This window comes from Streptomyces sp. NBC_01618 (assembly GCF_045209435.1).
GTDB lineage: Bacteria > Actinomycetota > Actinomycetes > Streptomycetales > Streptomycetaceae > Streptomyces.
In genome coordinates this window covers 6958114-6981951 of the sequence record NZ_CP109297.1, presented here as the reverse complement: position 1 = coordinate 6981951, position 23838 = coordinate 6958114, and the positions used below count along the sequence as shown (strand labels likewise).

General features: G+C 70.0%; 20 protein-coding genes and 2 pseudogenes. 9 read left to right on the top strand and 13 right to left on the bottom strand.

Going from position 1 to position 23838, the window contains the following annotated elements:
- Positions 1-8: 8 nt before the first annotated feature.
- The 7 genes from OH735_RS32445 to OH735_RS32415 form a co-directional block, all read right to left on the bottom strand.
- Positions 9-1160, bottom strand: a complete 1152-nt coding sequence (locus tag OH735_RS32445; RefSeq protein ID WP_406386846.1) for a Gfo/Idh/MocA family protein — start codon at positions 1158-1160, stop codon at positions 9-11.
- A 236-nt stretch (positions 1161-1396) separates the two neighbouring features.
- Entirely contained in the window at positions 1397-2434 is a 1038-nt protein-coding gene (locus OH735_RS32440) for a substrate-binding domain-containing protein (RefSeq protein ID WP_406385217.1), read from the bottom strand.
- A 116-nt stretch (positions 2435-2550) separates the two neighbouring features.
- Positions 2551-3600 (bottom strand): ABC transporter permease, encoded by a 1050-nt coding sequence (locus OH735_RS32435; protein ID WP_406385216.1) that lies wholly within the window; start codon positions 3598-3600, stop codon positions 2551-2553.
- The gene (locus tag OH735_RS32430; RefSeq protein ID WP_406385215.1) at positions 3597-5123 is read right to left on the bottom strand and encodes a sugar ABC transporter ATP-binding protein; all 1527 of its coding nucleotides are present in this window, start codon (positions 5121-5123) and stop codon (positions 3597-3599) included. The genes OH735_RS32435 and OH735_RS32430 overlap by 4 nt, the downstream gene beginning before the upstream one ends.
- Before the next feature lie 160 nt (positions 5124-5283).
- Positions 5284-6465 (bottom strand): ROK family protein, encoded by a 1182-nt coding sequence (locus OH735_RS32425; RefSeq protein WP_406385214.1) that lies wholly within the window; start codon positions 6463-6465, stop codon positions 5284-5286.
- Between the two features lie 317 nt (positions 6466-6782).
- On the bottom strand, positions 6783-7460 hold the full coding sequence (locus tag OH735_RS32420) for a GntR family transcriptional regulator (protein ID WP_406385213.1): 678 nt from the start codon (positions 7458-7460) through the stop codon (positions 6783-6785).
- Positions 7461-7524: 64 nt separating this feature from the next.
- Positions 7525-8475, bottom strand: a complete 951-nt coding sequence (locus tag OH735_RS32415; RefSeq protein WP_406385212.1) for a beta-ketoacyl-ACP synthase III — start codon at positions 8473-8475, stop codon at positions 7525-7527.
- A gap of 337 nt (positions 8476-8812) precedes the next feature.
- Between OH735_RS32415 and OH735_RS32410 the strand changes: the two are divergent.
- Positions 8813-9190, top strand: a pseudogene (locus OH735_RS32410) (4Fe-4S binding protein); the annotation flags it as partial.
- A gap of 5 nt (positions 9191-9195) precedes the next feature.
- Entirely contained in the window at positions 9196-10044 is an 849-nt protein-coding gene (gene fdhD, locus OH735_RS32405; protein WP_406385211.1) for a formate dehydrogenase accessory sulfurtransferase FdhD, read from the top strand.
- Positions 10045-10140: 96 nt separating this feature from the next.
- Here the strand turns inward: fdhD and OH735_RS32400 are convergent, their stop codons facing one another.
- Positions 10141-11169: a bile acid:sodium symporter family protein gene (locus OH735_RS32400; RefSeq protein WP_406385210.1), complete on the bottom strand. Its 1029-nt coding sequence runs from the start codon at positions 11167-11169 to the stop codon at positions 10141-10143.
- A gap of 119 nt (positions 11170-11288) precedes the next feature.
- On the opposite strand from OH735_RS32400, the gene OH735_RS32395 reads away from it, so the two are divergent.
- The 4 genes from OH735_RS32395 (at position 11289) to OH735_RS32380 (ending at position 16129) form a co-directional block, all read left to right on the top strand.
- Positions 11289-12191, top strand: a complete 903-nt coding sequence (locus OH735_RS32395; protein WP_406385209.1) for a LysR family transcriptional regulator — start codon at positions 11289-11291, stop codon at positions 12189-12191.
- A 254-nt stretch (positions 12192-12445) separates the two neighbouring features.
- Positions 12446-14245, top strand: coding sequence for an AMP-dependent synthetase/ligase (locus OH735_RS32390; RefSeq protein WP_406385208.1), 1800 nt, complete (start codon positions 12446-12448; stop codon positions 14243-14245).
- A 477-nt stretch (positions 14246-14722) separates the two neighbouring features.
- Entirely contained in the window at positions 14723-15559 is an 837-nt protein-coding gene (locus OH735_RS32385) for an aldo/keto reductase (RefSeq protein ID WP_406385207.1), read from the top strand.
- Positions 15560-15646: 87 nt separating this feature from the next.
- Positions 15647-16129, top strand: coding sequence for an RICIN domain-containing protein (locus OH735_RS32380; protein WP_406385206.1), 483 nt, complete (start codon positions 15647-15649; stop codon positions 16127-16129).
- A gap of 597 nt (positions 16130-16726) precedes the next feature.
- On the opposite strand, the gene OH735_RS32375 is transcribed toward OH735_RS32380, so the two are convergent.
- From OH735_RS32375 to OH735_RS32355, 5 genes are all read right to left on the bottom strand, one after another.
- Positions 16727-17326 (bottom strand): hypothetical protein, encoded by a 600-nt coding sequence (locus tag OH735_RS32375; RefSeq protein WP_406385205.1) that lies wholly within the window; start codon positions 17324-17326, stop codon positions 16727-16729.
- Positions 17327-17662: 336 nt separating this feature from the next.
- The gene (locus OH735_RS32370; protein ID WP_406385204.1) at positions 17663-18820 is read right to left on the bottom strand and encodes a CaiB/BaiF CoA transferase family protein; all 1158 of its coding nucleotides are present in this window, start codon (positions 18818-18820) and stop codon (positions 17663-17665) included.
- Positions 18817-19014, bottom strand: coding sequence for a hypothetical protein (locus OH735_RS32365; protein ID WP_406385203.1), 198 nt, complete (start codon positions 19012-19014; stop codon positions 18817-18819). The genes OH735_RS32370 and OH735_RS32365 overlap by 4 nt, the downstream gene beginning before the upstream one ends.
- A gap of 220 nt (positions 19015-19234) precedes the next feature.
- Positions 19235-20167: a class I SAM-dependent methyltransferase gene (locus OH735_RS32360; RefSeq protein WP_406385202.1), complete on the bottom strand. Its 933-nt coding sequence runs from the start codon at positions 20165-20167 to the stop codon at positions 19235-19237.
- A gap of 134 nt (positions 20168-20301) precedes the next feature.
- Positions 20302-20598 (bottom strand): hypothetical protein, encoded by a 297-nt coding sequence (locus OH735_RS32355; protein WP_406385201.1) that lies wholly within the window; start codon positions 20596-20598, stop codon positions 20302-20304.
- A gap of 19 nt (positions 20599-20617) precedes the next feature.
- On the opposite strand from OH735_RS32355, the pseudogene OH735_RS32350 reads away from it, so the two are divergent.
- The 3 genes and pseudogenes from OH735_RS32350 to OH735_RS32340 form a co-directional block, all read left to right on the top strand.
- Positions 20618-20863, top strand: a pseudogene (locus tag OH735_RS32350) (LysR family transcriptional regulator); the annotation flags it as partial.
- A 686-nt stretch (positions 20864-21549) separates the two neighbouring features.
- A complete protein-coding gene (locus OH735_RS32345) occupies positions 21550-22095 on the top strand; it encodes a tyrosine-type recombinase/integrase (RefSeq protein WP_406385200.1) in 546 nt (181 codons plus the stop codon).
- Between the two features lie 116 nt (positions 22096-22211).
- Positions 22212-23753 (top strand): hypothetical protein, encoded by a 1542-nt coding sequence (locus OH735_RS32340; protein WP_406385199.1) that lies wholly within the window; start codon positions 22212-22214, stop codon positions 23751-23753.
- Positions 23754-23838 lie beyond the last annotated feature (85 nt).

Here is a 23838-nt window from a genome sequence, read left to right as displayed (position 1 = left end):
AGGACCTCCTACAGAGCCACGGGGGTGTGTACGGAATTCTTCTCGGCACTCTCCTCCACCGCCGCGAGCACCCGTTGCACCTGCAGTCCGTCGGCGAACGACGGTGCGGGGGCGGTCCCTTCGGCGATCGTCCGCACCACATCACGGGCCTGGTGGGTGAAGGTGTGCTCGTAGCCGAGGGCGTGGCCCGGCGGCCACCACGCCTCCAGGTAGGGATGCTGGGGCTCGGTGACGAGGATGCGCCGGAACCCTGCCGTGGTGGCGGGTTCGGTGTGGTCGTGGAAGGACAGCTCGTTGAGCCGTTCCAGATCGAAGGCGAGCGAGCCGAGCTGCCCGTTGATCTCCAGCCGCAGCGCGTTCTTCCGGCCGGCCGCCATCCGGGTCGTCTCGAACGAGGCCAGCGCCCCGGAGGCGAGCCGGCCGGTGAACAGGGTCGCGTCGTCGACGGTCACCGCCCCACGCGCCGCCGAGTCCGCGGCGCCGGAGAGCCCGGCGGACGGACCGGTGAGCAGCGGCCGTTCGCGTACGAACGTCTCACGGACCGCCGACACCCCGACCAGCTTCTCCCCCGCCAGATACTGGGCCAGGTCGACGATGTGCGCCCCGAGGTCGCCCAGTGCTCCCGAGCCGGCGTGTTCCCGCTTCAGCCGCCAGGTGAGCGGCGATTCCGGGTCGACGAGCCAGTCCTGGAGGTAGGCGGCCCGGACATGCCGCAGGGTGCCGATCCGGCCCTCGGCGATCAGCTGCCGGGCGTATGTGATCGCGGGCACCTTGCGGTAGTTGAAGCCCACCAGGGCGACCTGGCCTCGGGCCGCCGCGCGTTCCGCGGCCGCGGCCATGGCCTCCGCCTCGGCGACCGTGTTGGCGAGCGGCTTCTCGCACAGCACGTGCTTGCCTGCCTCCAAGGCGGCGATGGCGATCTCGGCGTGGCTGTCGCCGGGGGTGCAGATGTCGACGAGTTGCACGTCGTCCCGGGCGATGAGGGCCCGCCAGTCGGTCTCCGCCGCCGCCCAGCCGTGGCGGGCCGCCGCCGCGTCGACGGCCGCCCGGTCACGTCCGCAGATCGCGGCGAGAGCCGGTCGCATCGGCAGTTCGAAGACGTGTCCCACGGTGCGCCACCCCTGCGAGTGGGCGGCGCCCATGAACGCGTATCCGACCATGCCGACTCCGAGCGTGGGTGCGCTCGCCACCGGCGGATGCGTGGGTGCGCTCGCCACCGGTTGTTGCGTGGACACGTTCGGCGTCGGCTGATGCGTGGACACGCTCGGCTTCGGCCGTTGCATCGGCGGACCTGCGGCCTCCTGATCCGTCTCTTCCCTACGGGCCATCCGGGCTTCCTCCTCGTCGGTCGTTCGATGGGTGCGGCAGGAGGGTCAGCACCCTCCTGCGGGGCGGCTCAGCTGAAGCCCGTCGGCAGGTACTGGTCGATGTTCTCCTTGGTGACCACGGCCGAGTAGAGAGTGAGACTGGTCGGGATCTCCATTTCGGCCAGGCCGCCGACGCCCTTGCCCTGGGCGAGGGCGCGGGCCAGGTCGATGGCGGACGCGGCCATCGTGGGCGGATAGAGAACGGTCGCCTTCAGCACGCTGTTGTCGGCCTTGATGGCGTCCATCGCGGACTTCGCGCCGGCGCCGCCGACCATCAGGAACTCGTCGCGGCCCGCCTGCTGGATGGCGCGCAGCGCGCCCACACCCTGGTCGTCGTCGTGATTCCACAGAGCGTCGAACTTCTTCTGCGCCTGGAGGAGTTGGGCCATCTTCGCCTGACCCGACTCGACGGTGAAGTCGGCGGCCTGACGGGCCACCAGTTTGATGTTGGGGTAGTTCTTCAAGGCGTCGGCGAAGCCCTGACTGCGCTGCTTGGTGAGCTCCAGGTTGTCGATGCCGGCCAGCTCGACGACCTTGGCTCCCGCCTTGTCCTTGAGCTGCTCACCGATGTACGTGCCGGCGTTGAGACCCATGCCGTAGTTGTCGCCGCCGACCCAGCAGCGGTAGGCCTGCGGGGAGGCGAAGATCCGGTCCAGGTTGATGACGGGGATGCCCGCCCGCATGGCCTCAAGGCCGACCTGGGTGAGCGCCTTGCCGTCGGCGGGGAGGATGACGAGGACATCGACCTTCTTGTTGATGAGGGTCTTGACCTGGCCGATCTGGGCGGCGGTGTCATTGGAGCCCTCGGTACTCTCCAGCGTCACCTCGGAGTACTTCGCCGCCCGCGACTTGGCGTTCTCGTTGATGGCGTTGAGCCAGCCGTGGTCGGCCTGCGGACCCGCGAAGCCGATGGTGACGGGCTTGCCGGGCTTGTCGTCGGCGGCGGGCTGATTGCTCTGCGCGGTCTCCGATTTCTTGGGCTCGTTGCTGGTGCAAGCGGTGAGAACGGCGCCTGCGGAGACGGCTGCGGTGCCGAAGAGCAGTCGTCTGCGGCTGGTTTCTGGCATGGCTGTCAAACCCTTCATCCGGTGCGTGATATGTCATGCCGGTGCGTGACGTGTCACATGTGGCGAACGGAGCGGTGGGCGGTGCGGTGGGCGATGCGGAGAAGCGGGCGGTGGGCTCAGGTCTCCCCGTGCGCCGGTGTGCGGCGCTGGACCAGGACTGCGGCGACGATGATCGCGCCCTTGGCGATCTGCTGGACGTCGGTCTGCAGATTGTTGAGCGCGAAGATGTTGGTGATGGTGGTGAAGACGAGAACGCCGAGTACGGAACCGACGATGGTGCCGCGCCCGCCGCTGAGCAGGGTGCCGCCGATGATCGCGGCGGCGATGGCGTCGAGCTCGTACAGATTGCCGTTGGTGTTCTGTCCCGATCCGGCCAGGACGATCAGCATGAAGGCCGCGATGCCGCAGCACAGTCCGGAGAGCAGATAGAGGTAGAGCCGCTGCCGTCGTACGTCGATGCCGGCCAGCCTGGCCGCTTCCGCGTTGCCGCCGACCGCGACCGTACGCCGTCCGAAGGTCGTGCGGTTCAGTACGAGCCAGCCGATGACGGTCACGGCGGCGAACATCATGACCAGGGGTGGGATGCCGAGGACGTACGAGTCGGGCAGTCCCAGGTCGAGGACCGACTTGACGGTGACGATCTGGGTCTTGCCGTCGGTGATCAGGAGGGCGAGCCCGCGGGCCGAGGCGAGCATGGCCAGCGTCGCGATGAACGGCACCATCCGCCCGTACGCGATGAGTACCCCGTTCACCAGCCCGGCACCGAGTCCGACGATCACGGCGGTGAACAGGATTCCCGCGAAGCCGTACTCCTGGGTGGCGAGCGTGGTCGCCCATACGGAGGCGAGCGCGACCATCGCGCCGACCGACAGGTCGATGCCGCCGCTGGTGATGACGAAGGTCATCCCGACGGTGACCACTCCGATGACGGAGGACTGGGTCAGGATCAGCTGAAGGTTCCCGGTGTCCAGGAAGGCATCGGGCTCGGTGAATCCGCCGACGACGATCAGTGCGGCGAGGACGCCGAGCAGCGAGAGGTTGCGCATGTCCATGCGCAGGCCGAAGGCGCGCGAAGGTCCGTCCTGCTTCCTGGGTCCGGCGGCCGGGGCGGGGACGGCTCCCTTGTCCGGCCCGCTCTGCTGCGCCGAGGAGACGGGCTGCGTCATGACGTCGGGCTCCCTTCCATCACTATGTCGAGTACGCGGTGCTCGTCGAGCTCCCGGGCGTCCGCCGAGTGCACGACGCGGCCCTCGCGGAGCACCAGCACCCGGTCGGCGAGGCCGAGCACTTCGGGCACCTCGCTGGAGACGAGCAGGACGGCGAGGCCTTCGTCGGCCAGCCGGCGGATCACGGCGTAGAGCTCGGCGCGGGCGCCGACGTCGACACCGCGGGTCGGTTCGTCGAGCAGCAGAACCCGGCAGCCGCGCAGCAGCCAGCGGGCCAGGACGGCCTTCTGCTGGTTGCCGCCGGACAGTGTGCGGACCGGGGTGTCCGGGTTGTCGGGTCGCAGGGAGAGCTCACGGGTTGCGGTGCGGGCGGCCCGGCGTTCGGCCCCGCGGTCGAGCCAGCCGGCCCGGGAGAAGCGGGACATCGAGGAGACGGAGACGTTACGGGTGACGGTTTCGAGCATCAGCAGGGCCTGCGCCTTGCGTTCCTCGGGGGCGAGCCCGATTCCGGCGGCGACGGCGGCGCGGACGCTGCCGGGCCGGAGCTGCTGCCCTGCCACGGTGACGCGTCCGGCGCTCGGCCTGCGGGCCCCGTAGATGGTCTCCAGGATCTCGGAACGTCCCGAACCGACGAGTCCGGCCAGGCCGACGATCTCGCCGGGCCGCAGCTCCAGGTCCACCGGGGCGAATTCGCCCTTCCTGGTGAGCCCTTCGACCTTCAGGACCGGTTCTGCGACGGCCGCCCCCGCACGGTCCGCGGTGCGCGGCGGGAAGACGTGTTCGACGTTGCGGCCGGTCATCATGGCAACTACGTCGCGTGTCGGTGTGGACTTGGCGGGCAGCCCCACGGCGACGGCGCGGCCGTCCTTGAGCACGGTCACCCGGTCGCCGATGCGGCGGATCTCCTCGAGGCGGTGCGAGATGTAGACGACGGCGACCCCGTCGGCGGTGAGAGCGGCGACGACACGGAAGAGGTTGTCGACCTCGTCCGGGTCGAGCGCGGCGGACGGCTCGTCCATCACGATGAGCCGTACGTCGTGGGAGAGTGCCCGCGCCATGGAGACGATCTGCTGCTGTGCGGCGGACAGTTCTCCGACCGCCCGGGCCGGGTCGATCTCCGGGTGACCGAGACGCTTCAGCAGCGCGGCGGCCGCCGTACGGCCCTCGCGGGTGCGGACGATGAAGCGGGCGGTGGTGGGTTCATGGCCGAGGAAGACGTTCTCGGCGACCGACAGGCCCTCGACCAGGTCGAGTTCCTGGTAGATGGTGGCGATGCCGAGCCGCATCGCGGCGATGGGCGACTTGAGTGCGGCCGGTTCGCCGCGCCAGGTGATCTCGCCGCCGTCGGGCTGGTGGGCCCCGGCGAGCACCTTGATGAGGGTGGACTTGCCGGCGCCGTTCTGCCCGAGGAGACAGTGGACTTCGCCGGCCTGTACCTCCAGGTCCACGCCGTCGAGGGCGCGTACTCCGGGGAACGACTTGGTGATGCCGGACATGGTGAGCAGGGGCGGTTCTGGTGCCATGACGAATCCCCTCGGCGAATGGGTTCTCCCCTTCTCGAGCGCAGCCGAGAGCTGGGGGAAGGCCGGTGAGCGGGCAGGGCGCAGTACTGTCCCGGGGGTGACCCCCGGACCCCCGGCCAAAAGAGGCGGGAGCGGTTCGGTGGTACGTACCGGCCGAGGATCAGGCCGGTGAGAACAGGTGGTCGCTGATGAGCCGGGCGGCGCCGATCACTCCGGCGGCCGGTCCCAACTCGCCGAGCACGATGGGGAGATTACCGGTGGCCAGCGGCAGCGACTGCCGGTAGACCTGGGTCCGGACGCTGGCGAGGAGCGTGTGCCCGAGGCCGGTCACTCCGCCGCCGATCACCACCAGTCCGGGATTGAAGAAGCTGACAAGTCCCGCGATGACCTGCCCCACCCGGTCGCCGCCTTCGCGGATCAGGTCGAGCGAGGTGGCATCGCCGGCGGCCGCGGCGGCGGCCACATCGACGGCGGTGAGTTTGCCGGCCGCCTCCAGTCGGCCCGCGAGCTCCGGTGACCGCCCGGCACTCGCCGCGTCCTCGGCGTCGCGGGCGAGCGCGGCACCGCTGAAGTGGGCTTCCAGACAACCCCGGTTGCCGCAGGCGCAGGCGCGCCCTTCGGGTTCGACCTGGATGTGGCCGATGTCTCCGGCGCTGCCCGTCGTGCCGCGGTGGACCTCGCCGCCGACGACGATGCCGCAGCCGATGCCCGTACCGATCTTGACGCAGAGGAAGTCGCCCACGGAGCGTGCGACGCCCGCGTGCTGCTCCCCCATCGCCATCAGGTTCACATCGTTGTCGACCATGACGGGGCAGCCCAGTTCCTGGCTCAGCGCCTCGCGGACCGGGAAGCCGTCCCAGCCGGGCATGATCGGCGGTGCGACCGGCACACCTTCGGGGAAGCGGACCGGTCCGGGTACGCCGATGCCCGCGCCGTCGAAACCTTCGGCGAGCCCCGAGGCCCGGAGCTTGGCCGCCATGGCCAGCACCTGCTCGAAGATGGCGACCGGCCCTTCGCGTACGTCCATGGGATGGTTGAGGTGGCCCAGAACCTCCAACTCGGCGTTGGTGACGGCCACATCGACGGATGTGGCACCGATGTCGACGCCGAGGAAGCGCAGTTGCGGAGCGAGCCGGATGTTGTGCGAGCGACGGCCGCCGCGGGATGCGGCGAGTCCGTCGGCCACGACAAGTCCGGTCTCCAGCAGCCTGTCGACCTCGACGGCGAGCTTGGAGCGGGAGAGATCGACCTGATCCCCCAGCTGTGCCCGTGAGTTGGGCCCGCCGTCGCGCAACAGCCGGAGCAGTCGCGCCTGATGAGAATTCGCGGGTCGTGCCGTCATACGTCTCACGCGCCCCTCCCCGCCACATCGGCCTGTCCGTCGGGCTTTCGAGGGAAACGTAGCAGCGGTTGCCGGGGGTGGGAAGAAGTTGCGCAGGAATCCACTACAACTTTCTCCAGATCGAGGACAAAGCCGCTCGGCCCACGACGACCACGAGCCCTGGAGCCCCCGAGCCCCCGAGCCCCCGAGCCCCCGAGCCCCCGAGCCCACAACGGCCACAACGGCCACAACGGCCACAACGGCCACAAACCCACGAAGGGCCGGGGCTCAAGCCCCGGCCCTTCCGTTACGACCCCGTTCGACCACCCTGCCGCGCGCTACTCCCCGTTGCGCTGGTGGTACGTCTTGCGCGTGTGTTCCGTGTGCGCCCGCATGATCTCCGTGGCCCGCTGTTCGTCGCGCGAGGCGATCGCCGCGATGAGCGAGCGGTGCTCGATCCAGGACTGGGTGCCACGCCGGCGGGCCACCGGGGTGTAGTACCAGCGGACCCGGCGGTCCACCTGCCCGGCCAGCTCGGAGAGGACGACATTGCCCGCCAGCTCCATGACCTTGGCGTGGAAGGCCGCGTTGGTGGCGACCGCCAGGTCCACGTCGTCGTCGGCGACCGCCTGCTCACCCTTGGCGCAGAGCTCCTCCAGGACGGCGATGCCCGCGGCGTCGGAGTTGACCGCGGCGAGGCGGGCGGCCTCGGCCTCCAGCAGGGTGCGGACCGAGAGCAGCTGGTCCGCCTCGCCCTCCGTGGGCTCATGCACGAACGCGCCCTGGGCGGGCCGGAGATCGACCCAGCCCTCGGTGTTCAGCCGCTGCAGCGCCTCCCGCACCGGCTGCCTGGACACCCCGAGATGGCCGGCCAGTTCGCTCTCGACCAGGTGCTGGCCGGGACGGAGCGCACGCGTCGTTATCAGTTCGAGCAGCGCCTCGTACACGCGCTCGCGTAGCGGACCGGGCCGTTCCAGCTTCGGCACAGCCCCTGGCGGCAGTCCTGCGGACAACATCGCGGTCCCCCTCCGGGCGACGAGCAATTGCTTATCGTCTACAGTCTACCGAGCACAGCGCCCCTCAGGGGCAGCGGATCACCTGACCCGCGTACGAGAGATTCCCGCCGAAGCCGAAAAGCAGCACCGGCGCGCCGCTTTGGACCTCGCCGCGTTCCACCAGCTTGGACAGGGCCATCGGGATGGACGCCGCGGACGTATTGCCGGAATCCACGACATCCCGGGCGATGACCGCGTTGACCGCGCCGATCTTCCTGGCGACGGGTTCGATGATCCGCAGATTGGCCTGGTGCAGCACGACCGCGGCCAGCTCCTCGGGGGCGACACCGGCCTTCTCGCACACCTTGCGGGCGATGGGCGGCAGCTGCGTGGTGGCCCAGCGGTACACGGACTGCCCTTCCTGCGCGAAACGCGGCGGCGTCCCCTCGATCCGCACCGCGTTGCCCATCTCCGGCACCGAACCCCACAGGACCGGGCCGATCCCGGACCGGTCCCCGCCGTCCGGGTCCGCGACGACGACCGCCGCGCCGGCCCCGTCACCGAGCAGGACACAGGTGCTGCGGTCCGTCCAGTCCGCGATGTCCGCCATCTTGTCGGCACCGATGACGAGGACGCGCTCGGCCGCGCCCGCCCGGATCGCGTGGTCGGCGGTGGCGAGGGCGTGGGTGAATCCGGAGCAGACCACGTTGATGTCCATGACCGCGGGCGAGCCCATGCCGAGCCGGGCGGCGACCCGCGCCGACATGCTCGGCGAGCGGTCGATCGCGGTGGAGGTGGCGACCAGCACCAGATCGATCTCGGCGGGCCGCAGCCCCGCCGCGGCGAGCGCCTTGCCCCCCGCGTACGCGGCCATCTCGTCCACCGGCTCGTCAGGGCCTCCGACGTGGCGGGTCTTGATGCCGACGCGGCTGGTGATCCACTCGTCGCTGGTGTCGACCATGGCCGCCAGATCGTCGTTGGTGAGCACCTTGGCGGGCTGATAGTGGCCGAGCGCCACGACACGTGAGCCGGTCATGTACAGGATCTCCTCGCTACGTACGGCAGGAACCATCCAGTCTTGGTCGCTACTGCCCGGTACGGGGGCACGTGTTCGCACAGGAATAGGACCCGGTTGTTGGAGGCTTGGCGACAGCCTTGACCTCGGAAAGCATACTGTAGACAATATTCTGTCGGCGTGATGTGATATCGCCTCCTGCTCTCCGGCTGAGCCCGCTCGGTCCGCTGGGCCCAATCAGTCATTTCAGCCCGTTCAGCCCGCTCCTCGGACCACCCCGGTCCGCCCCCCCTGGCCCGTCCCCTGGCCCGCTCCTCGGTCCGGGTGGCGTCCCGGCGGGGCACGGTCACCGCCCCGGTGCGGCGAGCAGTGGCAGAGCACCTTCGTGATCGCCGTGGCGGGCCGCGGCTTCGACGCCCGCGTCTCCACCGAGCACGACGCGCCGCTCACCGATTCGGCGTGCGTCTACTGCGGCAACTGTATCGAGGTGTGCCCCACCGGGGCGCTCTCCTTCAAGTCCGAATTCGACATGCGCGAGGCCGGGACCTGGGACGAAGGGGCCCAGACGGAGACCACCACGATCTGCGCGTACTGCGGATTCGGCTGCGATGTCACACTCCATGTGCAGGACAATGAGATCGTCAAGGTCACCTCTCCGCACGACAATCCGGTGACCCACGGCAACCTCTGCATCAAGGGCCGGTTCGGCTTCCAACACGTACAGAATCGGGTTTAACCGCTATGGGACGGGTCACCGAGCGCCGCCGCACCATCCGTATCCGGGACGGGGCGGTGTCCACGCGCCCCGACACGCTCGTCGCCGAGGAGCCCCTGGAGATCCGGCTGAACGGCAGGCCGCTCGCCATCACGATGCGCACGCCGGGCGACGACTTCGCGCTGGCGGCGGGCTTCCTGGTGAGCGAGGGTGTGATCGGTGACGGCTCCGAAGTCCAGTCGATCGTCTACTGCGCCGGGGCCACGGCGGACGGCGTGAACACGTACAACGTCGTGGACGTGAAGCTCGCGCCCGGTGTCCCGGTTCCCGACATCACCCTCGAACGCAATGTGTACACCACGTCGTCCTGCGGGCTGTGCGGCAAGGCGAGCCTCGACGCGGTACGCACCACGACCCGTCATCCGATCGCCGACACTCCCCCGGTCCGGGTCGAACCCGCGCTGCTCGCCGCCCTCCCCGACCGGCTGCGGGCCGCGCAACAGGTCTTCGACCGGACCGGGGGCCTGCACGCGGCGGCGCTGTTCTCCGAGACGGGTGAACTGCTCGACATCCGGGAGGACGTCGGCCGGCACAACGCGGTCGACAAGCTGGTCGGCCGGGCCCTGACCGACCACCGGCTGCCGCTGTCCCGGGCGATCCTGCTGGTGTCGGGGCGGGCCTCGTTCGAACTGGCCCAGAAGGCGGTGATGGCCGGGATCCCGGTGCTCGCGGCGGTCTCGGCGCCGTCGTCCCTCGCCGTCGATCTGGCGGCCGAGACCGGACTGACCCTGGTCGGTTTCCTGCGGGGTCCTTCCATGAACGTGTATGCGGGTGAGCACCGCATCACCCTGGAGGCGACGATCGTCCAGGGCTGAGGCGCCCCGCCCGTCTGCACGGGTCAGGGTCCGGCCGGCGGGGAGCGCCCCCTGCGCCGGCCGGCCCCGTCCCCGGGCGGGGCTCCGGGCGCACCCTCAGCTCACCGTGACGGGCTCCCGTGACACCGCACTGTGCTCCCGGTTCTCCTCCAGCGGATCGCGCGAGCGGCGCTTGGCGATCACCGCGCACACCATCAGCTGCATCTGGTGGAAGAGCATGAGCGGCAGTACGGCGAGGGACGCCTGCGCCCCGAACAGGACGCTCGCCATCGGCAGCCCGGCGGCCAGGCTCTTCTTCGAGCCGGCGAACTGGATGGCGATCCGGTCCCCACGGTCGAAGCCGAGCCGCTTCGCGCCGAACCAGGTCAGCGTCAGCATCAGCGCGAGCAGCACCGCCTCGGCGCCGAGCAGCGCGCCGAGCCTGGCCGGGGTGACCTGGTGCCAGATGCCCGCGACCATGCCCTCGCTGCATGCCGTGTAGACGACGAGCAGGATCGAGCCGCGGTCGACATAGCCGAGGGCCTTCTTGTGGCGGGTGATGAAGCCACCGATCCAGCGACGCAGCAGCTGCCCGGCGACGAACGGCAGCAGCAGCTGGACCCCGATCTTCAGCAGCGCGTCGGCCGAGAATCCACCGCCGCTGTTGCCCAGCAGCGCCGCGGCGAGCAGCGGCGTGAGGAAGATTCCGGCGATCGAGGAGAAGGAGCCCGCACAGATCGCCGCGGGCACATTGCCGCGGGCGATCGAGGTGAAGGCGATCGACGACTGGATCGTCGAGGGGACGAGGCACAGGAAGAGGAAGCCGCTGTGGAGCTGCGGCGTCAGGACGTACGGCACCAGTCCCTTGCCCGCGAGACCGAGCAGCGGGAACGCCACGAAGGTGCAGACGAGAACGGTGAGGTGGAGCCGCCAGTGCTTGAGGCCGTCGAGTGCCTCGGCGGTGGAGAGACGGGCTCCGTACAGGAAGAAGAGAAAGGCGACGGCTCCGGTCGAGGCGCCGCCCGCCACATCGGCGGCGGTCCCCGATGCGGGCAGGATCGCCGCCAGCACGACCGTGCCGATCAGCGCCAGGATGTACGGGTCGATCGGCAGCCAGGACGGCAGTTTCAGGGTGCGGCGGCTCATGTGCTCCACATGTTCTCTTGGTTCTGGTCGTGCCCTCTCCATCCTGCTCTTGATCACCGCGATCGGGAATCCGGCATACCGCTCTCACTGTCATCACGGTTCGCGATAGCCTGGGGCCCATGTACGACCCCGCGCAGTTGCGTACCTTTCTCGCCGTCGCCCAGACACTGAGCTTCACCCAGGCGGCCCGCCGACTGGGTGTACGGCAGTCCACGGTGAGCCAGCATGTGCGGCGCCTGGAGGATGCCACGGGGCGGCAGCTGTTCACCCGGGACACGCACCGGGTCGATCTCACCGTGGACGGTGAGGCGATGCTCGGTTTCGCCCGGACGATACTCGAGGCCCATGAGCGGGCGGCGGCCTTCTTCACCGGCACGCGACTGCGCGGGCGGCTGCGGTTCGGGGCGTCCGAGGACTTCGTGCTGACCCGGCTGCCGGAGATCCTGGAGTCGTTCCGCCGCGACCACCCGGAGGTCGAGTTGGAGCTGACGGTGGAGCTCTCCGGGACGCTCCACCAGCGGCTCGCGGCAGGCCGGCTCGATCTGGTGCTCGCCAAGCGGCGCGTCGGCGACACACACGGGGAGCTCGTCTGGCAGGACGCGCTGGACTGGATCGGCACTCCCCGGCTGCGGATCGACCCGGACCGTCCGGTTCCGCTGGTCCTCTTCCCACCGCCGGGCATCACCCGGGCCCGCGCCCTGGAGGTCCTGGAGGAGCACGGCCGGGCCTGGCGGATCGCCTGTACGAGCACCAGCCTGAGCGGGCTGATCGCGGCGGCCCGTGCGGGGCTGGGCGTGATGGCTCACAGCCGCGGGCTGATCCCGCCGGGTCTGGTGCCGGTGCCGGCCAGAGCGGGGCTGCCGGAGCTGGGCGAGGTGGACTTCGTGCTGCTGCACGGCCACCGCCGGGGCAGGGCACAGGAGGCCGCGGACGCACTGGCGGCGGCGATCCTGGCGGGCGGCGACCGGCTGATCCGCGGACCAATACCCCGTAACGACCTCGCCGCGATAGAGAACGGGTGAGGTCGTAACCGCCCAGAACGGGAGTGACCGTGTCGTACAGATTTGGTGGAGATTCCCGCGCCGGCCGCTTACTCCGTGGTCTCAGCCACGCCCGAGCCTTGCCCATCTGGCCGTATTTCGGTGGCTGACCTGTGCATATGCCACAGGGTCCGCCGGTACGGGCCCTCCCGCCGCGCCGTCTGTTGGGGTAGCGTCACGGCGCTGTGCGTAGCGCCACGAGGAGCAGGTCATTGCGCGAGTTCACTGTCCCACCCATGGCGGCCGCGCCCCTCGTAGGCGGGCTGGCCGATGTGGTGTTCGACTACGCCGAGGAGGATCCGGACCGGGTCGCGCTCGGCCGAAAGGACGCGAGCGGACGCTGGCGGGATGTCACCGCCGCGACGTTCCGCGACGAGGTGCTGGCCCTCGCCAAGGGCCTGATCGCGCACGGCGTCAGATTCGGCGACCGGGTGGCCCTGATGTCGCGGACGCGCTACGAGTGGACGCTCTTCGACTTCGCGCTGTGGACGGTCGGCGCCCAGTCCGTACCGGTCTATCCGACGTCCTCGGCCGAGCAGGTCCTCTGGATGCTGCACGACGCCGACGTGTCGGCCGTGATGGTCGAGCACGAGGACCACGCGATGACGATCGCCTCGGTGATCGACCAGCTACCCGGTCTCAAGCGGCTCTGGCAGCTGGACGCCGACGCGGTGGGCGAGTTGCTCGACGCGGGCGCCCAGGTCGAGGACGAGGTGGTGCACCGCCACCGGCGCGCGGTGACGCCCGAGTCGGTGGCGACGATCATCTACACCTCGGGGACGACGGGACGCCCCAAGGGCTGTGTGATCACGCACGCCAACTTCATGTTCGAGACGGACACCATGGCCTCGCGCTGGGAGCCGGTCTTCCACTCGAAGCCGGGCGACGAGGCTGCCACTCTCCTCTTCCTGCCACTGGCGCATGTCTTCGGCCGGATGGTGGAGCTCGCCGCGGTCCGCGGCCGGGTGAAGCTGGGCCATCAGCCGGAGCTGTCGGCGAAGGCCCTGATGCCGGATCTGGTGTCGTTCCGGCCGACGTTCATCCTGGCGGTTCCGTACATCTTCGAGAAGGTCTTAGGCGGCGCCCGGCGCAAGGCCGAGGCGGAGGGCCGGGTCGGGGCGTTCGACAAGGCCGTCGACATCGCGGTGAAGTACGCCGAGGCGGTGGAGGCACGGGCGTTCGGGACCGGTCCCGGGCCGTCCGCCGGGCTGCGGATGCAGCACCAGTTCTTCGACAAGGTCGTGTACAGGAAGGTGCGCGAGGCGATGGGCGGCCGGATCCGGCACGCCATGTCCGGCGGTTCGGGCATGGCGCGGCAGCTGGGGCTGTTCTTCGCGGGTGCGGGCGTGACCGTGTACGAGGGGTACGGGCTGACCGAGTCGACCGCGGCGGCCACCGCCAATCCGCCGGAGCGCACCCGGTACGGCACGGTCGGGCAGCCGATCCCCGGCACGACCGTGCACATCGCGGAGGACGGCGAGGTGTGGGTGCACGGCGACCATGTGTTCGCGGGCTATCTCGGCGCCCCGGAGGCCACCGCCGCGGTGCTGCGGGAGGGCTGGCTGGCCACCGGGGACCTGGGGGCGCTCGACGAGGACGGCTTTCTGACGATCACGGGGCGGAAGAAGGAGATCCTGGTGACGTCGGGCGGCAAGAGTGTGTCTCCGACCGGTCTGGAGGAGCGGGTGCGGGCGCATCCGCTGGTCGCGCAGTGCATCGTCGTCGGCAACGACCGGCCCTACGTCGCCGCGCTGGTCACGGTCGACCAGGAGTGGGTGGACCACTGGCTCGCCATTCAGGGGCGGGCGCCCCTGCGGCCGGAGGAAATGGTGCGGGATCCGGGCCTGGAGACGGAGGTCCGACGTGCGGTGGTCGCCGCCAATACGGCGGTGTCGCAGGCCGAGTCGATCCGTACGTTCCGGATCCTGGCGCATCCGTTCAGCGAGGAGCACGGCCTGCTCACCCCGTCGCTGAAGCTGAAGCGCAAGGCGATCGAGACGGCGTACGCGGCGGAGGTCGACGCCCTGTACCGCTGAGGCACGGCGGGCCGTGCCTCAGCGGTACAGGGCGAACAACGTGGGTTCTACGCGGTGTCGGGGATGAGCCCGGTCAGCTTCTTCGTCGTGACGGTGCCCGCCGCCTCGGCGAGCGCGAGCTTGTTGCCGTGTTCGTAGATGTCGTACGCGGCGACGCCCACGTTGTCCGTCGCGGCAACTCCGCATAGCTGTCGGTGACGTTGTCGCCATTGAGGGAGCCGGTCCCGGGGTAGCCGGGGTGGTTGGACTCTGCGGCGCGTGACGATGGTCGTCGCGGACTCCGCCTCGTACCGGGTGGCCGCAGCGGCCGCGCGGGTGGCGCGTCGAGCAGGGGCAGCAGCGGTCCGGCGGCGAGTGCCGTGCCGCCGATGGCCGGTTTGCTCGTGATGCAAGGAAATCGGAACGGCCGGGAATGCACGGCCCACGGTGATCGTTGACCATGAGAATCCCAACCGACGACGTAAGGATCGACCGCTCGTGAGCAAGGTCCCCTCCATCACCCTCAACAACGGCGTCGAGATGCCGCAGCTCGGCTTCGGTGTCTGGCAGGTGCCTGACGACGAGGCCGCGAAGGCGGTCGCGACAGCCATCGAGTCCGGATACCGGAGCATCGACACCGCCGCGATCTACGAGAACGAGGAGGGCACCGGCAGGGCCGTCGCGGCCTCCGGTGTGGCCCGCGAAGAGCTCTTCGTCACGACAAAGCTGTGGAACACCGATCAGGGCTACGATTCCACCCTGCGCGCCTTCGACAGCTCGCTCGACAAGCTGGGGCTGGAGTACGTCGATCTGTATCTGATCCACTGGCCCGTGCCGGCCAAGGACGCGTACCTCGACACGTACAAGGCCTTCGAGAAGATCTACTCCGAGGGCCGCGCGAAGGCCATCGGAGTCTCGAACTTCCTCCCCGAGCACCTGGAGCGCCTGCTCGGCGAGACCTCCGTGATCCCGGTGATCAACCAGATCGAGCTCCACCCGCAGCTCCAGCAGGCCGAGTCGCGCGCGTTCCACGCCAAGCACGGCATCGCGACCGAGGCGTGGTCGCCGCTGGGCCAGGGCAAGGGGCTCCTGGAGGTGCCGACGGTCGTCGCGATCGCCCGGAAGCACGACCGCACACCGGCTCAGGTGGTGCTCCGCTGGCACATCCAGACCGGCAATGTGGTGATCCCGAAGTCGGTGACGCCGTCCCGGATCGTGGAGAACCTCGATGTGTTCGGCTTCGAGCTGGACGCCGACGACCTGGCCGCGTTCGCCGCACTGGACGAGGGCAAGCGCCTCGGCCCGAATCCCGGCGAGTTCAACCTCGGCGCCTGAGCCCTGTCATCGCACCGTTGACGCACACGGACCGCCGCCCGGCTGCCGAGCCGGGCGGCGGTCCGTGCCGCAGGAAGGAACCGGAACATGAGCGGGGACACCGCGCCCGTCGTCGCGGCTGGCCGCTACCGGCTGCGCAATGTGGGCAGCGGACTGCTGCTGGAGGTGTACGGCTCCGCCAAGGGCGGCGGCGCCCCGGTGCAGCAGGGCGCGGAGAGCGGTTCGGCGGCCCAGCACTGGCAGCTCTCCCCCGTGCACGAGGGTGCGGCGCTGTACCACCTGGTCAACATCCACAGCAGCAAGCGGCTGGACGTCGCCAATGCCTCCACCGAGAACGGCGCCGCGGTCCAGCAGTGGCGGGCCAACAACTACGGCGCCCAGGAATGGCTGATCGAGCAGCACCTGGAGGCGCCCGGGGTGGTGACGCTGGTCAGCTTCATCAGCGGGCTCGTCCTGGAGGTCGCCGACGGCAGCACGGCGGACGGTGCCCGTGTCCAGCAGTGGGAGGACACCGACTCCCCCGGCCAGTGGTGGCAGTTGGAGCCGGTACGGGACACTCCCGGAACATAGGCCGGACAGTGGCCGGCGTGCGGATGCGTGCGGACCGGAATGGGGGTGGCCCTTCGGGGCCGTGCCGCCGGGGCCGTCACCCATCTGGGCCAAGGCCCGTCGTCAGGTGCCTTCGAGCAGCGCGAGTTTCGTCGATCGCCGGTATCCCGGCCGTACGGCCGGCCGGCTCCCTGGCGGCCGGGACGTGGGCGGCGTCTGCCGCGCCGGCGCCACGTTCTGCCGCCCGGTTGCCGGGCCCCACCGAGGGCCGCAGGCCGAGAACGAATCCGGAAGCCGCGTCCCGGAACGGAGCCCGGAACCGCAACCGGATTCCGGAAGCCGAGTCCCGGAAGCGGAATCCGGATCCGGAGCCCAAAAGCCGAACTCCGGAACCGGATGGGAACCGGAACCGGAGCCCGGTGGCCGCGTGCGGCGCGGCCGTGCCGGTCGGCTGGCAGTGCCTCGCCGTCCGGCTCTAGTATGGCGTGGCAGGTGTTCGGGTTTGTCAGTCGTCGTTCAGGTGTGGGCATCCGACTGGGTCGCTCCGATCGGATGCCCTGACTGGAGCCCCGGCCCGATTCCGGCGGGCCGGGGTTCTACGTCAACCGAGTGACTCGGTCACCAGTCCCCGTCGCCGCCGCGATCGCCGCCGCGGTCACCGCGGTCGCGGTCCTCGTCGAAGTGGTGGATCACCCGGAAGCTGCCCACCACTCCGTTCTTGACCCACAGGCCGCCCTTGACGTGCCCCGGGAACACCCCGTCGCTGGAGCTCCACGGTCCGACGGTGGCGATGGGGGCGCCGTTGTCGCAGGTGGCCCCGCGGAAGACCTCGACGGTCCGGCGGCTGTCGTTGCGGATGTTGAGGCTCTTGGCGCCGAGGCCGCTGACCACGACCATGCAGCCGCCCGGCTCGGCGGAGTACGTCCGCTCGTTGATGTGGATACGGCCCTCGAAGTGCTCACGGCCCTCGAAGCCACGGCGCTCGTAGCCGCGGCCCTCGTTGCCCCTGCCCTCGTTGCCCTTGCCCTCGTTGCCCTTGCTCTCATTGCCCTTTCCGGCGTCGCCGCCGTCGAGAGCCGAAACGGGAGTGGCCTGCTGGACGGCCGGGGCAGCCTGGACGGGCTCGGAGGGGGCGGCCGAGGCGTAGGTGATGCCGGTGGCGGCCAGAGCCGCAGCGGCCGCGACGGCGGCGGTAACGATGCTGGAACGGGTAACCATGTCGCTTCTCCTGTCTCAGAGAGGTCGGCTGAGCAGTCGACCCGTGGATGAACGTACTGACGGCTCACATACCTGTCATATCGGACACGTTGAAGGTTGGCGACTGCACGCCGATCGAGGTACATAAAGTACGCCATATGCTATTTCCATATAATTAGACAAGCTGCCAATTGCCTTTATTCGTAGGCAAATTGATCCGCTATTAGCCTGTCCAGGGGACTTTCTGATGCCCGCTCACCCTGGCGGCAGCGTGTCTTGTCTTGACACGGTCCGGGCAGCGGCCGGGGGCCGTGAATGCCGGTCGTTCACGGCCCCCGGACGCTGGTCGACGGACGGTCAGCCGTCCAGCCAGCGCCTGAGGTCCTCGGTGTGCTCGCCGAGGCGCGGCGGTCGCCGTTCGTACCGCGGCGGGGTACGGGACAGTCCGATGGGGTTGGCCACCAGGCGCATGGGGTCGCCGGGGCCCGCGTCGGCAGGCGTGACCTGCGGGGACAGGCCCAGGCGTTCGGCGAGCCCGAAGGCGCCCGCGAGGTCGTTGACCGGACCGCAGGGCACCCCGAGCGGGGTGAGCAGGGCGAACCACTCGGCCGCGGTGCGCCGGGCAAGCCGCGCGGAGATCTCCTCGGCCAGCGCGTCGACGTGCGCGACCCGGTCCGCGTTCGACGCGAACCGGGGGTCGGTGGCCAACTCCTCGGCGCTCAGGCCCCGACACAGGGCGCGGAACTGCCGGTCGTTGCCGACGGCCACGACCAGCGGCCGGTCCGCCGCCCGGTAGATCTCGTACGGGGCGATGGACGGGTGACGGTTGCCGAGGATGCCCGGCACCTGACCGGCCAGGGTGTAGCCGCCCGCCTGGTTCACCATGCTCGACAGCAGCGAGGACAGCAGATTGACCTCGACGTGCTGGCCGTCACCGGTCGCATCGCGGTGGCGCAGCGCCGCCATGACGCCCACGGCCGCGTGCAGTCCGGTGAGCACGTCGACGAGCGCCACACCCGTCTTGACGGGCTGTCCGGGCGCGGGCCCGGTGACGCTCATCAGCCCGCCGACCGCTTGCAGCAGCAGGTCGTAGCCGGGCAGCGCGGCTCCTTCGCCGGCTCCGAATCCGGTGACCGAGCAGTAGACGATGCCGGGGTTGAGTGCGTGGGCCTCCTCGTAGGAGAGCCCGTACTTGCCCATGGTGCCGGGGCGGAAGTTCTCGAAGAGCACATCGGCGCGACGCACCAGTTCGTGGGCGTGCCGGCGTCCTTCCGCCGTGCCGAGATCGAGGGTGAGGGACCGTTTGTTGCGGTTCACGGACAGGAAGTAGGTGGATTCGTCATGGGCGCGCGGCGGGCCCCAGGCCCGGGTGTCGTCGCCGGAGCCCGGCCGTTCCACCTTGATGACGTCGGCGCCCAGGTCCGCGAGCAGCATCGTGGCGTACGGGGCGGCCAGCACCCGCCCGAAGTCGGCGACCACGACACCGGACAGAGAGCCGGGAACGGCGGCGGTCATCGGGTCACCGTCCGGGAGCCGCGTGCGTACACCGTGGCAATGCCGGTACGGAAGTCCCGTGCGGCGCGGACCTGTTCACGTGGCTCCAACACCTCCTCGCGCCACAACGGGTCCTCACAGCGGGGCAGTTCGACAACGGTGCGGCGTACGTGGGCGCCCTCGGCCCGCGGCAGGATGGCTGAAGTGTGCTGCATGGGCTTCCTCTCGATACGCGTCCTCGCGCGAGGCGACGTGTCGCGAGCCGGGCCGGTGACGGCCGGGCTCGCGAAGCCACATCCTGGGCCCGCAGCACACGTCACCGCAGTGGACGAGATGTCCAACTCGGCTGCCGGGGAGCACTCCAATCCGTCCATGGGCGGTGCCGAGGGGACCATCGATCCCTTTGCGCGAGGGGACGACCGGAGCCTTTGCAGGTCAGCCCCGTCGGCCCAGGTGCACCGTGCGCGCCATGAGCAGGAAGACGTCGGGGCGCTGACGCAGTCCGGCCGGGTCCTCGGGGTCGAGGAGCCGGTCCAGTACGGCGACGTCCTCGACCGAGAGCACCTCTTCGAACATCTCGCGCCGACGGGTGAACTCGGCGATGACATGGTCACGTGCGGGCTCGGAGAGCGGCGCCGGGAGGTCGAGCAGGAAACTGCGGGTGCCCTGCGGGTCCAGCCCCACCGCGGTGAACAGGGCGCTCCAGTCCTCGGTCTCCCGCTTGGTGCCGGGCAGCGACGCCCGCATGTCCTCGAACCAGTCCGCGGTGATCGCGTCGAGCCTGGCCTCCAGACCGGGCCGCCCGATGCCGATGTCGCGCGGGAGCTGGCGGGGCGGCAGACCGCCCTCGACCAGGGCGATGATCCCGCCGGGGCGCAGGAGAGCGGCGAACCCGGCGAGGACGGCGCGCTGGTCGCCCATGTGGTGCAGAGCGTTGCCCACCCAGATCAGATCGGCCTCCCCCAACTCGTCGAGGTCCTCGGGGAGCTCGGCCCGCTGGACCTGTACGCGGTCGCCGAGACCGAGCCGCTGGGCACGGGCCCGGGTGCGTTCCAGCAGGGCCGGGGTGCCGTCGACGGCGATGACTTCGGCCTCGGGGAACACCTCGGCGAGCAGACAGGAGATCACACCGGGACCGCTGCCGATGTCGAGCACCCTGCGCACGTCCGGGGCCGTGGGCAGGCCGGCGATCCAGCGGGCCGCCTCCTCGTACTGCGGGCGGCTGAGCTCGGCGTTCTGCTCCAGCACCGGGCCCATGACGTCCCAGTCGAATTCGGTGGTGTCGTGGTGATGCACGTGGGTGGCGTCGTTGTGCCGGTGGCCGTGAGTGGTGGTGTGCTGGTGACCGTGGTCGGTGTGCTGGCTCATGGGGACAGCCTCACCACACATCGGCGTCCTGGCCAGATTTGTTGCCGATTCGGCAAGGCGCCGTGCCGGTACGGGCAGGGCGGTGGGGCGGGACGGCGGGCGGTGGGGCGGGGCGTGGGAGGGGTGGTCCAGGGTCAGTCGCTCCGGCGCAGTGCCAGCAGCCGGTAGCGCGGGTCGGCGCGCGGTCTGTCGGGCTCGGGCAGCGCTGTCAGGGCGGCGGCGAGCCGTTCGGCCGCCGTCCCCGGCAGGTGCAGCCGTGAGGCGTAATGGCCCGCACGCACCGCGTCCGCCGCGCTCGACGGGCTCCTGCCCTGGCCGTGACCCCGGAAGTGGGCCTCCCCCACCACGTCGAGCCCTGCCTCCGAGCCGTACCCGACGATCAGCTCCGCGGCGTCGGACGGATCGGCGTTCAGGTAGGGGGCGAACGCCACGTCGATGTCACTGCCGACGTCATGGGCGGACGTGCCGGGCGACGGCTGCTTCGCGGACTGTTTCGTCGGCGCCTGCGCCCGGGCCGGGTTCAGCCCGGTCTCGGTGTACGAGACGGACACGGCGTCCGTCGTCCACCTGGTCCAGATGGGGCGGGCGGTCGGGCTCTGCCGGGCGACGTTCCCGCCGACGCCCGGGCTGGTGAGACGCCCGCTCACCGGTTCACCGCTGAGCCGTCGCCACCTGCTGGGCTGGCACCCTCGCTCTTTTCCGGACTAAGAAATCGATCATGAGCCTGCCGCGCCTCGACCGTCCCGGCAGGCTGGTCTTGCACATGCGTGCTGGGCAGTGCCGCTGATGTCCCGTACGGCCGCTGGTGGCGGGGGAGAGCCCTGGCTACCTGAAGTGCTCAGGGGGCGGCATGATTGGCCCATGCCAAAGGGGCGGATAATCGCAGTCGTCGGCTATTCACACTGCTGTGCGCGGCGGCGGCAGCCTGGACAGTGTTCACCGGCATCGCACGGCTGAACCTGCTGGGGAACGCCGTGGAGGTTCGGCTCACGGAGTGCCACCGTGAGGACGGAGCACGGAACACAACCCACACCGCATGCAGCGGCCCATCGCAGAACACCGCGAACGCGGGCACCATAAAGGTCACGTACGACGGCCACCAAGGCGAGACCATCCGAGCTGCACAAAAGCCCTGGGGAAGCTACGAAGCGGTAGACACGGGCTTTGTTTCATGGGGGATCGCGGTATTGTTGCCCGTTTTGCCGCTCGGGGCGACAGCGGCTGCTGGGGCCCTTGCCGTCAGAGAGTTTCGCCGAGCAAGGCAACCAGCCACCTCCGTCAAAGCTGCGTGAGCTCTTGCTGCAAGAGCCCCTGCCTCCGAATCAGGGCAGGGTCGAGTCAGGTGCAGGGTCTGGTTCTCCTCCCGGCGCTGATGTGGGTGCGTGGTCGGTGAAGACGGGCATGCCGAGGTCGACCAGCTGTGGCCGGCCATCGGTCGGGGTTCGGCTGAGGCTGTTGAGCTTGGCGGTGGCGGCATCGAGGTGCCGGCGTCGGCCGACGCGTTCGTGTGGCTGCGCCTATATCAGCAGGAGGTGCATGGCCATGTGCCACGCGGTCGCACCCAACCGGTGTGGTGGACACGGCGGAGCCCGTTCCGGCCGCTGACCTATCACGGTGCCCACCGGATGTTTGAGCGGGTCAATGCCTCGCTCGGCGCCAATTGGACCCTTCACGACCTGCGGCACAGCGCGGCCGTCCGCATGGTGGGCGACCCGAAGTTGACGTTGGCCGACGTGCAATGGGTGCTCGGACATGCGCATTTGTCCGCCACGGAGGTGTATCTGACGCCCCGCAAGGACGAGGTCGTGGCCGGGGTGCTGGCCCATCACGAGCGTCATGCCCGTGAGCGCAGCCAGCCGGTGCCGCCGCCTCCGGCGCCGGGCTACAACCCGGCGTCGCTGGACGTCCTGTTCGGGCGGTTGCCGTGACCGCTGTCTTCAAACACGTGACACGCAGGCCGTTGGAAGTCTCGAATGCGACGGCGGAGCAGGCGCAGGCGAGGAACAGCCAGCTGCGGGCGCGTTTTCCAGCCCGGGCTGCCGAGTTGTCGTGGCCGCACACCGGACAGCCGCTGGAGGAGACGCTGGGGCGGCTGACCGCGCCGCCGTTCGACTCGGCGGCCAACGGGACCCGAGCCGGTCGTCGACGCGGGGTGACCAAGCTGCTGCGCTGGCTGTCGGCCCTGCCCGGGGAGACCTGGCAGCAACGGTGGATGGCCAGCGGCGCGGAGGATCTCCGCGGTGCTGCCTGGGTGGATCTTCCGCTGTGGTGGCTGCGCGAGCGCGGGCACTCGCCGTCGCATGACCGCGATGACCTGTCCTCAGGGTTGCTCATGATGATCTGCGGCGACGTCATCCGACCTGGTCTGCCGTGGATGCTCACCCGTACGCATCGGTATCTCGCCTCCGTCATGGCCGGGGTCCGGGACCCCGACGGGTTCGCGCGCCTGCACCAGCCGGCCGAGTCCGGGCCGGCGAGCTCACGCAAGGACGCCCAGGTCGCGGCGACGCGCATCGCAACTCTGCTGGCCTGCAAGGGCGGACAAATCCGCGACATCACGGTCGGCGACTGCGTGGAACTCGTCGACGCCCAGCGCCGGGTACATGCCCGCGGCGGGCAGAAGAAGGTCGACTTCTACCTGCGGCTGCGCGCCCTGGGCATCTTCCCCGAGGACGCTCCCGCAACAATCCGTGCGTTTGGTCTTGCACTTGGCCAGTTGAGCATCGAGGAGTTGGTGGACCGCTACCGGATCCGGTGCCGGCCGGTCCGCGATCTAATCGTGGACTACCTGCGGGAGCGGCAGCCTTCGCTGGACTTCGCCAGCCTGGACGCGGTCTCGCGCACGCTCGCGGGTCTGTTCTGGGCCCGGATCGAAGCCCTGGCGCCGGGGATCGACTCGTTGCGGCTGCCGTCGGCAGTGGCCCGCGCCTGGAAGGAGGACTTGAAGGTCAAGAAGCGCACCGTCACCGGCCCCGACGGCACCATCGAGGTCTCCAGTCCGCGGCTCAATGCCAAGGACGAGCTCATACGGGTGCGGGCCTTCTACCTCGACATCGCACAGTGGGCGGCCGAGGAACCAGCCCGCTGGGGGCCATGGGCCGTGCCCTGCCCCATCAGCGACGACGAGATCCGCAAGGCGAAGGAACGCAAGCGGCGCAAGGCCCGGATGGATCAGCGCACGCGCGAGCGGCTGCCCGTCCTGCCCGTTCTTACCAGCACCGCCGACCGTCGGCGACGCGCGGCCGCCGAGCTGCTCCAGGTGGCGAGGAATACCGAGCCCGGGGCGCTGGTCCCCGGCACCGACGGGTCGCTGCGCAGAGCCGTCGCCCCCACGGCGGCGGGCCACCTCACCTGGGTCGAAGAGACATCCAGTGGACGGCGGCGGAACCTGACCTACGAGGAAGAGGAGGCGTTCTGGGCCTTCGCCGCGATCGAGGTTCTGCGCCTGACCGGCATCCGCAACGAGGAACTCCTGGAGCTGACGCACCACAGCGTTACCCAATACCCACTCCCGTCTACCGGCGAAGTCGTACCGCTGCTGCAGATCGCCCCGTCCAAAACCGGCTCTTCACAGTTGAGGGTGTAGTCGCTGGTTGGATGGTGGCTGGCGCGTCGGTCCCGGGGCAGGTGTCGAGGTCTTCCGAGGATGGAGGTTCCTACGCCGCCCATCT

Bases quoted from the DNA above. Each gene is read 5' to 3' on its own strand.
- OH735_RS32445 (WP_406386846.1), bottom strand. From the start codon at position 1,160: ATGGTCGGATACGCGTTCATGGGCGCCGCCCACTCGCAGGGGTGGCGC.
- OH735_RS32440 (WP_406385217.1), bottom strand. From the start codon at position 2,434: ATGCCAGAAACCAGCCGCAGACGACTGCTCTTCGGCACCGCAGCCGTC.
- OH735_RS32435 (WP_406385216.1), bottom strand. From the start codon at position 3,600: ATGACGCAGCCCGTCTCCTCGGCGCAGCAGAGCGGGCCGGACAAGGGA.
- OH735_RS32430 (WP_406385215.1), bottom strand. From the start codon at position 5,123: ATGGCACCAGAACCGCCCCTGCTCACCATGTCCGGCATCACCAAGTCG.
- OH735_RS32425 (WP_406385214.1), bottom strand. From the start codon at position 6,465: ATGACGGCACGACCCGCGAATTCTCATCAGGCGCGACTGCTCCGGCTG.
- OH735_RS32420 (WP_406385213.1), bottom strand. From the start codon at position 7,460: ATGTTGTCCGCAGGACTGCCGCCAGGGGCTGTGCCGAAGCTGGAACGG.
- OH735_RS32415 (WP_406385212.1), bottom strand. From the start codon at position 8,475: ATGACCGGCTCACGTGTCGTGGCGCTCGGCCACTATCAGCCCGCCAAG.
- fdhD (WP_406385211.1), top strand. From the start codon at position 9,196: ATGGGACGGGTCACCGAGCGCCGCCGCACCATCCGTATCCGGGACGGG.
- OH735_RS32400 (WP_406385210.1), bottom strand. From the start codon at position 11,169: ATGAGCCGCCGCACCCTGAAACTGCCGTCCTGGCTGCCGATCGACCCG.
- OH735_RS32395 (WP_406385209.1), top strand. From the start codon at position 11,289: ATGTACGACCCCGCGCAGTTGCGTACCTTTCTCGCCGTCGCCCAGACA.
- OH735_RS32390 (WP_406385208.1), top strand. From the start codon at position 12,446: ATGGCGGCCGCGCCCCTCGTAGGCGGGCTGGCCGATGTGGTGTTCGAC.
- OH735_RS32380 (WP_406385206.1), top strand. From the start codon at position 15,647: ATGAGCGGGGACACCGCGCCCGTCGTCGCGGCTGGCCGCTACCGGCTG.
- OH735_RS32375 (WP_406385205.1), bottom strand. From the start codon at position 17,326: ATGGTTACCCGTTCCAGCATCGTTACCGCCGCCGTCGCGGCCGCTGCG.
- OH735_RS32370 (WP_406385204.1), bottom strand. From the start codon at position 18,820: ATGACCGCCGCCGTTCCCGGCTCTCTGTCCGGTGTCGTGGTCGCCGAC.
- OH735_RS32365 (WP_406385203.1), bottom strand. From the start codon at position 19,014: ATGCAGCACACTTCAGCCATCCTGCCGCGGGCCGAGGGCGCCCACGTA.
- OH735_RS32360 (WP_406385202.1), bottom strand. From the start codon at position 20,167: ATGAGCCAGCACACCGACCACGGTCACCAGCACACCACCACTCACGGC.